Annotated in this window: 11 protein-coding genes; 9 read left to right on the top strand and 2 right to left on the bottom strand. The window is 68.8% G+C overall.

Annotation, left to right across the window (positions count from 1 at the left end; genetic code table 11):
• Window positions 1-17 precede the first annotated feature (17 nt).
• Genes cbiE through cobF form a run of 8 tightly spaced genes read left to right on the top strand, consistent with a single transcriptional unit; the run spans window position 18 to window position 7,075 of the window.
• Complete coding sequence (cbiE, locus tag ABGN05_RS19960; protein ID WP_367955782.1) at window positions 18-1,241, top strand: precorrin-6y C5,15-methyltransferase (decarboxylating) subunit CbiE; 1,224 nt, start codon at window positions 18-20, stop codon at window positions 1,239-1,241.
• On the top strand, window positions 1,226-1,624 hold the full coding sequence (locus tag ABGN05_RS19955) for a cobalamin biosynthesis protein (RefSeq protein ID WP_367955781.1): 399 nt from the start codon (window positions 1,226-1,228) through the stop codon (window positions 1,622-1,624). Before cbiE ends, ABGN05_RS19955 begins: the two co-directional genes overlap by 16 nt.
• On the top strand, window positions 1,621-2,385 hold the full coding sequence (gene cobM, locus ABGN05_RS19950) for a precorrin-4 C(11)-methyltransferase (protein ID WP_367955780.1): 765 nt from the start codon (window positions 1,621-1,623) through the stop codon (window positions 2,383-2,385). The genes ABGN05_RS19955 and cobM overlap by 4 nt, the downstream gene beginning before the upstream one ends.
• Window positions 2,382-3,185, top strand: coding sequence for a uroporphyrinogen-III C-methyltransferase (cobA, locus tag ABGN05_RS19945; RefSeq protein WP_072602455.1), 804 nt, complete (start codon window positions 2,382-2,384; stop codon window positions 3,183-3,185). Before cobM ends, cobA begins: the two co-directional genes overlap by 4 nt.
• On the top strand, window positions 3,182-4,495 hold the full coding sequence (locus ABGN05_RS19940; protein WP_367955779.1) for a cobyrinic acid a,c-diamide synthase CobB: 1,314 nt from the start codon (window positions 3,182-3,184) through the stop codon (window positions 4,493-4,495). The genes cobA and ABGN05_RS19940 overlap by 4 nt, the downstream gene beginning before the upstream one ends.
• 3 nt (window positions 4,496-4,498) lie before the next feature.
• A complete protein-coding gene (locus tag ABGN05_RS19935) occupies window positions 4,499-5,275 on the top strand; it encodes an adenosylcobinamide-GDP ribazoletransferase (protein WP_367955778.1) in 777 nt (258 codons plus the stop codon).
• 10 nt (window positions 5,276-5,285) lie between these two features.
• A complete protein-coding gene (gene cobT / locus ABGN05_RS19930; protein WP_367955777.1) occupies window positions 5,286-6,299 on the top strand; it encodes a nicotinate-nucleotide--dimethylbenzimidazole phosphoribosyltransferase in 1,014 nt (337 codons plus the stop codon).
• 5 nt (window positions 6,300-6,304) lie between these two features.
• On the top strand, window positions 6,305-7,075 hold the full coding sequence (gene cobF / locus ABGN05_RS19925) for a precorrin-6A synthase (deacetylating) (protein WP_367955776.1): 771 nt from the start codon (window positions 6,305-6,307) through the stop codon (window positions 7,073-7,075).
• Between the two features lie 112 nt (window positions 7,076-7,187).
• On the opposite strand, the gene ABGN05_RS19920 is transcribed toward cobF, so the two are convergent.
• Both ABGN05_RS19920 and ABGN05_RS19915 read right to left on the bottom strand, forming a co-directional pair.
• Window positions 7,188-9,110: a methyl-accepting chemotaxis protein gene (locus tag ABGN05_RS19920; RefSeq protein ID WP_367955775.1), complete on the bottom strand. Its 1,923-nt coding sequence runs from the start codon at window positions 9,108-9,110 to the stop codon at window positions 7,188-7,190.
• A 67-nt stretch (window positions 9,111-9,177) separates the two neighbouring features.
• Entirely contained in the window at window positions 9,178-9,750 is a 573-nt protein-coding gene (locus ABGN05_RS19915) for a hypothetical protein (protein ID WP_373695961.1), read from the bottom strand.
• 175 nt (window positions 9,751-9,925) lie between these two features.
• Between ABGN05_RS19915 and ABGN05_RS19910 the strand changes: the two genes are divergently transcribed.
• Window positions 9,926-10,957: a histone deacetylase family protein gene (locus tag ABGN05_RS19910; RefSeq protein ID WP_367955773.1), complete on the top strand. Its 1,032-nt coding sequence runs from the start codon at window positions 9,926-9,928 to the stop codon at window positions 10,955-10,957.
• The last annotated feature ends 1 nt before the right edge of the window (window position 10,958 follow it).

The raw sequence follows: 10,958 nt of genomic DNA, 5'->3' as shown, positions 1-10,958 counted from the left end.
CGCCATCTAGGAAGGACATGCCGGCCGGCGCAACGGCAAAGTGGCTGGCGATCGTCGGCATCGGCGAGGACGGGCTCGACGGCATCGGCGCTGCGGCGCGGCAGGCGATCGGCGAGGCGGAGATCGTCTTCGGCGGCGCGCGGCACCTCGAACTGGCCGCACCGGCGATCCGCGGCGAGGCCTGCCGATGGCCGGTCCCTTTCGATACCGGCATGACTGACGTGATCGCCGCGCGAGGACGAAATGTCTGCGTGCTGGCGTCCGGCGATCCGTTCTGCCACGGCGTCGGCGCGACCTTGGCGCGGCACGTCGATCCGGCCGAGTTCCGCGCTTATCCGGCGCCGTCCGCCTTCAGCCTGGCGGCGGCGCGGCTCGGCTGGGCTTTGCAGGAGACTGAGACGATCTCGCTGCATGGCCGCCCGGTCGAGCTGATCCGGCCACTGCTGAATGATGGTGCACGCATCCTCGCGCTGACCTCGAACGGCAGGTCGCCAGCCGAGATCGCGCGGCTTCTGTGCGAAAGCGGTTTCGGCGGCTCGCGGTTCTACGTCCTCGAAGCGCTCGGTGGTCCGGCCGAAGCAGTTACCACGCTACGCGCCGACGCGCTCGGCGACAAGACCTTCGCGGACCTGAACGTCGTCGCGATCGAAGCCTCGTGCGGCGATGGCGACAGGACCATCCCGCTCGCATCGGCCCTGCCCGATGATCTGTTCGAACACGACGGCCAGATCACCAAGCGCGAAATCCGCGCCGTCACCCTTTCCTCGCTGGCGCCCCGGCGCGGCGAGCTTCTGTGGGACATCGGCGCCGGCTCTGGCTCGATCGCAATCTCCTGGATGCTCGCGCATCCGTCGATGCGCGCCGTGGCGATCGAGGCGGAAGCGGATCGCGCGGCGCGCATCCGCGGTAATGCGAGTTCGCTCGGAGTTCCGGGGCTGAGGATCGTCGAAGGGCAGGCAGCGGAGGCGCTCGCCGGTCTCCCCGACCCTGACGCGATCTTCGTTGGCGGCGGCGGCTCGCGCAACGGCGTAGTGGAGACCGCCATGGGACGGCTGCGTCCCGGCGGACGGCTGGTCGCGAATGCCGTGACGCTGGAAATGGAGGCCGTCCTGCTCGACCTTTACGCCCGCAATGGCGGCGAACTCTCGCGGATCGGCGTCACCCGCGCCGCGCCCGTCGGCGGCATGAGCGGCTGGCGGCCGGCCATGCCGGTGACGCAGTGGACATGGAGCAAGCCGTGATGGTCGCGGGCATCGGCTGCCGCAAGGGCGTCACCGTAGATGAGGTTCTCGCCGCGCTCGATGCCGCGCTGTCGGCGCATGGACTGGGGAGGACGCAGATCGACGCGCTGGCGTCGCTGCCGCAAAAGCGCGGCGAACCAGCGCTGGCCGATGTAGCAGGCCTGCTGCAACGGCCGCTGATCCTCGCGGACGAGGCGGCACTGGAAGCTACGGAGAAGAAGACGCTGACCCGATCGGAAGCATCCCTTGCCGCAACGGGTCACGGCTCGGCGGCAGAAGCGGCGGCACTGGCCGTCGCCGGTCCTGCCGCGCGCCTGCTTGGGCCACGGATTGCCATCGGGCCGGCGACCTGCGCGATCGCGCATGCGGAAGCGCGGCCATGACGGTGCATTTCATCGGCGCGGGGCCGGGCGCCGCCGACCTCATCACCGTCCGCGGCCGCGACCTGCTCGCGCGTTGCCCGGTCTGCCTCTATGCCGGCTCGATCGTGCCGACGGAACTGCTCGACCATTGCCCGGCCCATGCGCACAAGGTCGACACCGCGCCCATGTCGCTCGACGAGATCGAGGCCGAGTACGTCGCCGCCCACGCGGCGGGTCAGGACGTCGCGCGGCTGCATTCGGGCGACCTGTCGGTGTGGAGCGCAGTGGCGGAACAGATGCGCCGGCTGCGTGCGCTCGGCATCCCCTACACGCTGACGCCCGGCGTGCCGGCATTCGCCGCGGCCGCCTCGGCGCTCGGACGCGAACTGACCATCCCCGAAGTCAACCAGAGCCTCGTGCTCACGCGCGTTTCGGGCCGTGCCTCGGCGATGCCGGACGGCGAGACGCTCGCCGCCTTCGGCCGGACCGGCGCGACGCTGGCAATCCACCTCGCGATCCACGCGCTCGACCGGATCGTCGCCGAACTCACACCGCTCTACGGCGCGGACTGCCCCGTTGCGATCGTCGTGCGCGCCACCTGGCCGGACGAGCGCATCGTCGCCGGCACGCTCTCCGACATCGAGGCGCGCGTCGCCGAGGAGCCCATCGACCGGACCGCGATCGTCTTCGTCGGGCGGGGGTTGGAAGCGGAGGACTTCCGCGAAAGTGCGCTCTACGACGCCGCTTACCAGCGCCGTTTCCGCGGCAGGGACATGCCATGACGCTGCGCGATTCCATCGGCCGCCTCCCCTTCCAGGGCGCCACCTTCGAACCCGGCCATGTGTGGCTGGCCGGCGCCGGGCCGGGCGGGCTCGGCTGCCTGACGCTCGACGTCGTCCATGCGCTGTCGCAGGCCGACGCCGTCGTCTACGACGCGCTCGTCGACCCCACCGTGCTGCGCGCCGCACCGGAAGCCTCGCTGCATTTCGTCGGAAAGCGTGGCGGTGCGCCCTCCTTCGCGCAGGCGCACATCAACGCGTTGATCGTCGATCTGGCCCGGGCGGGCAATCGGGTGCTGCGGCTCAAGGGCGGCGATCCCAACATGTTCGGCCGCGGCGCCGAGGAGGCACTGGAGCTTGCGCGCGCCGGCATTCCGTTCCGCTTTCTTCCCGGCGTGACCTCCGCGCTTGGGGCCCTCGCCGACGCGCGCATTCCCGCCACCATGCGCGGCATCAACAAGGCGATCACCTTCGCCACCGGCCACGCCGCCGACGACGACGATTGTCTCGACTGGGCCGCTCTCGCGGCGACAGGCCAGCCGATCGTCATCTACATGGGCATGAGCAACCTCGAGACGATCGCGGACGCGCTCGTGGCGGGCGGACTGCCGGGAGGGACCCCGGCGGCGGTCATCATGTCGGCGACGACGCCCGACGAGAGGATCGTCGTCGCCACGCTCGACACCATCCACCGCAGCGCGCGGGAGGCGGGCGTAGGCTCGCCGGCGTTGATCGTGGTGGGCGACATCGTCTCCTTCCGCGACGAACTCCAGTCGCTCGCCCGGACGGACCAGACGGCATGAGCCCGCGCGGCTTCATCGTCGGGGCGGCGCGCTCCGGCTCCGGCAAGACCAGCGTCGCGGTAGGCCTCATGCGCGCCTTCGGCCGGCGCGGCCTCGTGGTGGCAGCGGCGAAATCGGGGCCCGACTACATCGACCCCGGTTTCCATGCCGCGGCCACCGGCAGGCCGGGCGTCAATCTCGACAGTTGGGCCATGCCGCCGCACCTCATCGAGCGGCTGATCGCGCAACAGGCCGACGGCGCGGACGTGATGATCGTCGAAAGCGCCATGGGGCTGTTCGACGGCGTGCGCACCGAGGAAGGCCGCACCGGCTCCGCCGCCGATCTGGCGCGCGGCTTCGGCCTGCCCGTGCTGCTGGTGCTCGACATCTCCGGGCAGTCGCAGACGGCTGCGGCGATCGCGCACGGTTTTTTCACCTTCGATCCGCAGGTGCGGGTCGCGGGCGTCGTGCTCAACCAGGTCGCCAGCGACCGGCACGAGGTGCAGTCGCGCGCGGCTATCGAGGAGCGCGGCATTCCCGTCTTCGGCGCGATCCGGCGCAATGCCGACATGGCCATGCCGGAGCGGCACCTCGGGCTGGTGCAGGCGCGCGAACACGCCGCACTCGAGGCCTTCATCGACAGGCTGGCCGACGTGATGGAAAAGTCGATCGATGTCGACAGGGTGTTGGAGGCGGCGGCGCCCGTCGATCCCGGCGCGGGTTCAGAAGAGGCGCTGATTCCGCCGCCCGGGCAGCGCATCGCGATTGCCGAGGACGCCGCCTTCAGCTTCGTTTATCCCCATGTTGTCCGCCACTGGCGCGAAGCGGGCGCCGAACTCGTTGCCTTCTCGCCGCTGGCCGACGAAGCGCCGGACCGATCCTGCGATGTCTGCTGGCTGCCGGGCGGCTATCCGGAGCTGCACGCCGGAAAGCTCGCGGCGGCGCTGGAGTTCCGCGACGGCCTCTCGCGCTTTGCCGAGACGAAGCCGGTCCATGGCGAGTGCGGCGGCTACATGGTCCTCGGCGAGGCGCTGGAAGATGCCGACGGCATCACCCACCGCATGGCCGGCCTGCTCGGCCACACCACCAGCTATGCCAAGCGCCGGATCAATCTCGGCTATCGCAAGGCACGGCTCGCCACCGACAGCGTCGTCGGTCGCGCCGGCGACGAGATTCGCGGCCACGAATTCCACTATTCGCGCGTCGTCGAGCCCGGCAACGACGCGCCGCTGGCCGACCTGTGGGACGCGCCCGGCAACAGCCTCGGCCCTTCGGGAAGCCGGCGCGGCAACGTCACCGGTGCATTCTTCCATGCAATCGCGCGTGGCTGAGGCATGAGCGGCGGGCGCTTCCTGGACAACCCTTTCGTGGCTGACATCCTGCTCTGCCTCGGCTTCTTCACGCGCCTGCCGCTGCCCGACCTGCCGCGGCACCGGTCCTTCACGCATGCGCTCTGGGCAGTTCCGGTCGCCGGCCTTGTCGTTGGGGTCGTCGCGGGGGTGGCAGGCGGCCTGGCGCTGTGGCTTTCGCTGCCTTCGGGTGCCGCCGCCGTCTTGGCGCTGGCGGCGGGCATTCTCGTCACCGGCGCGCTGCATGAGGACGGGGCGGCCGACGTCGCCGACGGGTTCGGCGGCGGCAGGACGCGCGGCGACAAGCTCACCATCATGCGCGACAGCCGCATCGGTAGCTATGGGACGCTGGCGCTCCTCCTCTCGGCACTGGCCAGGTGGAGTGCGATCGCGGCCATCGCTGCGGCCGAGGGCGGATGGGGCCTGCTCGTCGCATTGATTGCTGTACATGCCGGCTCACGCGCGGTGCTCCCTGCCTTCGCGTCGATCGTCCTACCGGCCAGGACCGACGGGCTCTCGGCCGGGCTCGGGATCATCGACAGGAACGTCGCACTGGGCGCGCTTGGCCTCGGTTTCCTCGCTCTCCTGCCGCTCGGCCTCGGCTTCGCCGTCCTTTCCGCGCTGTTGCTCGCGGCGGTCTTCTTCGGGCTGGCCATGCTCGCGCGCCACCAGATAGGCGGGCAGACCGGCGACGTATTGGGTGCGCTCCAGCAATCCTGCGAAATCGTGCTGCTGCTTGCCGCGGCGGCAATCCTCACCTGACGGAGCAATCATGGCCGGAACCGGCAGCATCGAGACCATCCGCGCACTCTGCTGCGATCTCCCCGCAGGCGACGCAGGCGCCGCGCAGGCCGCGCGCGCTCGTCAGGCGGTCCTCACCAAGCCGCCGGGAAGCCTCGGACGGCTGGAAGAACTGGCGGAGTTCATGGCCCATTGGCAGGGCCGCGACATCCCCACCATCGACAAGGCGGTCGCACTGATCTTTGCCGGCTCGCACGGCATCACGCAACGCGGCGTCTCCGCCTTTCCCGCGGCCGTCACGGCGCAGATGGTGGGCAATTTCGCGGCCGGCGGCGCGGCGGTGAACCAGCTGGCGCGACAGGCGGGCATCGACCTCACAGTGGTGCCGCTCGACATCGACACCCCGACGGGCGACTTCACGCAGGGACCGGCCATGGACGAGGCCGCGTTCGTGGCAGCCGTCGATGCGGGGCGCGCGGCGGTGCCGGACGGCGCCCAACTCGTATGCGTCGGCGAGATGGGCATCGGCAACACGACGGTGGCCGCCACGCTCTGCGCCGCACTGTTCGGCGGAACGGGTTCCGAATGGGTCGGCCGCGGCACCGGCGTGAACGACGCCGGCCTCGCCCGCAAGGCGGAGACCGTCGACGCCGCCCTCGGCTTCCATGGCGACCGGCTTTCGGACCCGCTGGAGGCGGCGCGGCTCGTCGGCGGGCGCGAGCTCGCCGCAATCTTCGGAGCGGTGCTCGAGGCGCGCCTGCGCGGAGTTCCGGTGCTGCTCGACGGGTTCGTCGCCACCGCCGCCGCCGCGCCGCTGGCGAAGCTCGCCGAAGGAGGGTTGTCGCACTGCCTCGCCGGCCATGTCTCAGCCGAGGCCCAGCACGGCAGGCTGCTCGGGCGGTTGGAACTGCGGCCGCTGCTCGATCTCGGCATGCGGCTCGGCGAAGGCTCCGGCGCCTGCCTGGCCGTCAACATCTTGCGCGGAGCGCTTGCCTGCCATTCCGGCATGGCGACCTTCGCCGAGGCGGGGGTCTCGGAAGGATAGTCGCCATGCTGAAGCTGCTCGTCATCGGCATCGGCGCCGGCAATCCGGAGCACATGACGGTGCAGGCGATCAAAGCGCTGAACCGCGCCGACATCGTGCTTCTGCCACGCAAGGGAAGCGCCAAGGAAGACCTGGCCGAACTGCGCCGCGAAATCTGCCGACGGTTCCTGGAGAACGGAAACACGCGCATCGTTGAGTTCGACCTGCCTCAGCGCGACGGCAGCGAAACCTACCTGAAGTCGGTCGACGACTGGCACGGGGCGATCGCCGCGACCTACCGGGACCTACTGGCGCGGGAAGTTCCCGGCGGCGGCACCGCCGCCTTCCTCGTCTGGGGCGATCCCTCGCTCTACGACTCGACCCTGCGCATCCTCGACCGACTGCGCACCACGCATTCCATGGAATTCGCGCTGGAGGTCATCCCTGGCATCACCAGCGTTCAGGCGCTCGCCGCCAGCCACGCCATGCCGCTCAATACCGTCGGGAACCCGGTGCTCGTCACCACCGGACGAAAACTGAAAGACGCGCCACCCGACGCCGCCGACACGATCGTGGTCATGCTCGACGGCGACATGTCATTCCGGCACGTCGCGCAGGATGCTTACGACATCTTCTGGGGCGCTTATCTCGGGCTCGAGCAGGAGATGATCGTGGCGGGCGATCTCGCCGAAAAGTCGGGGGAGATCGAGGCGAAGCGAACCGCCGCGCGCGACGAGAACGGCTGGATCATGGATGTTTACGTGCTGAGGCGGAAAGGCGGGAAGCCCAGCGGCTGACCGGAGGGCAATTGCGGAACTCGCCCTTGTTCCGGTGGTCGCGAGTGCGGACGTTCCACCGCGGTTCGAAGTCGGGCATATCCGGCATTTTCAGGGCCGGCCTATGGCAGGCTCAGAACTCCTCCCAGCCATCCTCGTCGGCGTGAAGATCGAGCGCCGCGGATCCGTGAGCGATTGGCCGGCCGCGCGGCGCCGGCCGGAGCCGCTCCTGGACACGCTGACGGCTTTGGCCCGACTGGCTTCGCGGATAGCTTTCCGCCGGCTGGACGCGCGGGCGGCTTTCGGCGGGTTGCCCGTGCGAACGTGCGTGGGCATCGCCTTCCGTCCTGAAGTGCGCGATCAGCCGCTTGAGCTCGACCCCATCCTGGGCCAGGCTGTGGCTGGTGGCGGTGAACTGCTCGGCCATCGCCGCCCCCTGCTGGGTTGCGGTGTCGATGCCGTTCATCGCCGTGTTGATCTCTCGCAGCGTGTTGGCCTGCTCCTCGGCGCCCTTGGCGATGTCGACGACGATGGTGGAGATGTTGCCCACCTTGGCCGCGATCCGCTCGATGAAATCGCCGGTCTCGCCCACCAGCCGCGCACCGTTTTTCACCTGCGCGGCCGAACTCTGGATCAGCTGCTTGATCTCGCGCGCGGCATCGGCGGAACGCTGCGCCAACCCGCGCACCTCCTGGGCGACGACGGCGAATCCGCGGCCCGCCTCGCCCGCGCGGGCGGCTTCCACGCCCGCGTTGAGCGCCAGAAGGTTGGTCTGGAATGCGATCTCGTCGATGACGCCGATGATCTTGGTGATCTCGCCGGACGACTTCTCGATACCGCTCATGGCCGCGATCGCCTGGCCGACGACCTCGTCGCTGCGTCCGGCATCGACTGTCACTTCGGTGACCGCGATGCGTGCCTGGCCGGCGCCGGCGGCCGTGGCCGAGACGGAACGGGTGATCTCGCCTACGGCCGCGACGGTCTGCTCGATGGTGGCGGCCTGCTGTTCCGTGCGGCGCGCCAGATCGTCGGCGGCGCGGCGGATTTCGCTCGTGCCGTTCTCAAGCTGCCCGCCGGTCTCCACGATCCGCTCCATGGCGTCCTGGAGCCGGTCCATGGCGAGATTGAAGTCGTCCTTCAGCTTCTGGTACTCCGCAGGGAAATCCACCTTCAGGCGGGTGGTGAGGTCTCCCTCGGCCAACCGCGACAGCGCGGCGCCGATGAGGCGCACGACCGCCGCCTGCAGCTTCGCGGCGGTTGCGCGTGATGCGTCGTTCTGGCTGCGCTGTTCCTCCATGGACAGGCGCTGATCCTCCAGTTCGCGGTCCGCGTCGAGCTTGGCCAGCGAAGCGGCGCGAAATCCCTCAAGCGCCCGGGCGATGACCCCGATCTCGTCGGAGCGGTCCTGGTAGTCGACCCCGGTCTCCAGATCGCCCGCCGAAAGCTTTTCGATGCGGCCGTTGATCGCCTTCAGCGGCCGGCCCACGACCACGCGGATGGTCAGGAAGAGGAGCAGGACGAGCAGAAGGGTCGAGAGGCCCTGCGCCAGGGTGGTGCTCGCGTTCAGCGAAGAACGGATGTTCTCGACGGCGGCCGTGTTCCAGGCCAGCGCGACATAGCCAAGTGGCTTGCCGTCCGCGGTCTGGCCTGACGGAGCGACCATGACGACACTGCCGTCGAGCATCGTGCTGCTCAGGGTTTCGGGCGAACCCGCGACAATCTCCCGGATGGCGGCATCGATGGGAGCCGTCTCCACGCCGTCGGCGGCGAAGGAGGTGATTTCCGCCTTGTCGGCATCGAACGCGACCGCGCGCGACAACGCGCGTTCTTCGTCGGCCTTGTAGGCGGCATAGGCGTCCGCGACGACCTCGGGTTTTTTCCATTTGATCCCGCCGGCGGCCGCGGCGGCGATCTGGCCCGTCTGCATGCGCCACCCGTCGGCGGCAAGGTCGTACAGGCTATGCTCGGCGGTCGTGTCGACGAAGTAAACCGAAGCCGCGAGGCCGGCGATGTTCACGACGACCGCGGCAAGGATCAGCTTCATCGTGATCGTCATGCGGCCGAAGACTCTCGTTACCCTGCGAGTGCCCATACTGGCGTTCGCCCCCATGATTGCGAATGGCTCAGAGCCCTTCGACGTTGATCCCCAGCGTGATCGCTCCGATGACCTTGTCGGTCGCCGGATCGGAGATCGCTATGCTGACCTGCGACTGCAGCGCCTGGGTGGATTCGTCCTTCTCCACGTCGTCCACGAAGATGGCTCCCGCGCCCGCGCCGTAGGATTTCTGCCATTTCGCCTCGTCGCCCTGCCAGTAGTCGGACGTCACCGCACTCTGGCCGACGTTGAGGCCCTTGTCGTCCATGACGAATGCTTCGGCGATCATGCCGGCCGATTCCTCCTGCCTGGCGGCGAGGAATTTCGACAGGGCATTGCCCAGCACCTCGTCGATCATCGGATGGCTGCCGGCTTCGGTCTCGGCGCGCCATTTCTGGTCGAGCGTGTCGATCTCGGCTTGGCCGAGGGAAGCGTTGGCGGCATTCTGGTCGTTGATCGCCTTGACGATCAGCGGGTCCGAAAGCCATGGCAGCACGTTCGCGTTGACGTAGTCCGTCACCGGACCGACGTGGTCCTGGGCGAGCGCTGTTCCCCCGAACACCGTTAGCCCAAGCGCCGCGGCGCCAGCGACGCAGGAAATGAAGTTCATGTTTCCCCCTCGGGCACGAAACCCTTGAATATCCCCTCCGGTACGTCGCAATGACGAATCACCGGCAAGATGGCAGCATGCGTCGCAAAACTTGCTCAAATCTTACTGAAGGGTCATCCAACCGTTTGAGTGCGGATTACCCAACGTAATGCACACGGAGGACCCGTTGAAATCCGTCTATTCACCAAAGCATGCCGGGCACGCCGGGAACCTGGAACTGCTGGCCGGCGAGCTGCTGCCAGCGTTCGAGATGCCGTCCCGTGCCGAGTTCATTCGCGCGCGCATCGAAGCCGTGGATCTCGGGCCGATTCTCGCGCCGGAGCCGTTCGATCTCTCCAGTGCCAGGAAGGTCCACGATGCCGGCTATCTCGACTTCCTGCCGACCGTCTGGGAGCGCTGGTCCGCCGAGGGCCGCGGCGGCACCGCCCTGCCCTTCGCGTGGCCCACGCGCGGTTTGCGCGGCGACGTGCCGCCGCAAGCGGTGGAAGCCCTGCACGGCTACTATTCCTTCGACGGAGGCGCCGGCTTCGTGGCCGGCACGTGGGAGGCGATCAAGTCTTCCCACGACACGGCCCTGACCGCCGCCTCGCTGGTGAATGCCGGTGAACGCGCCGTCTTCGCACTCTGCCGTCCGCCGGGACATCACGCCGGCTCCTCCTTCATGGGCGGCTACTGCTACGTCAACAACGCCGCCGTCGCGGCGCAATGGCTGCGCGATCAGGGGGCAGGAAGGGTCTCCATCCTCGACGTCGATTATCACCACGGCAACGGCACGCAGCAGATCTTCTACCACCGCGGCGACGTGCAGGTGCTCAACCTGCATGCCGATCCGATGGTGGAATATCCCTTCTTCCTCGGCCATGCCGACGAGCGCGGAGAAGGCGCGGGCGAAGGCTTCAACCACAACTACCCCATGCCATTCGGTACCGCCTGGGAGCGCTGGAGCGAAGCCCTGGAGGATGCCTGCGCGCACCTTACCGCCTTCTCCCCGGACGTCGTCGTCGTGTCGCTCGGCGTCGACACCTTCGAGAAGGACCCGATCTCGAAGTTCAGGCTGATCACCGGGGACTACCCGAAGATCGGCCGGCGGATCGCTGCGCTCGGGCTGCCGACGCTCGTCGTCATGGAAGGCGGCTATGCGGTGGAAGAGATCGGCATCAACGCGGTCGGCGTCCTGACCGGGTTCGAAGACGCCTGAC

It is taken from the genome of Aquibium pacificum (genome assembly GCF_040839445.1).
Taxonomy (GTDB): Bacteria; Pseudomonadota; Alphaproteobacteria; order Rhizobiales; family Rhizobiaceae; genus Aquibium; species Aquibium pacificus.
This window is presented reverse-complemented; position numbering and strand designations above follow the sequence as displayed.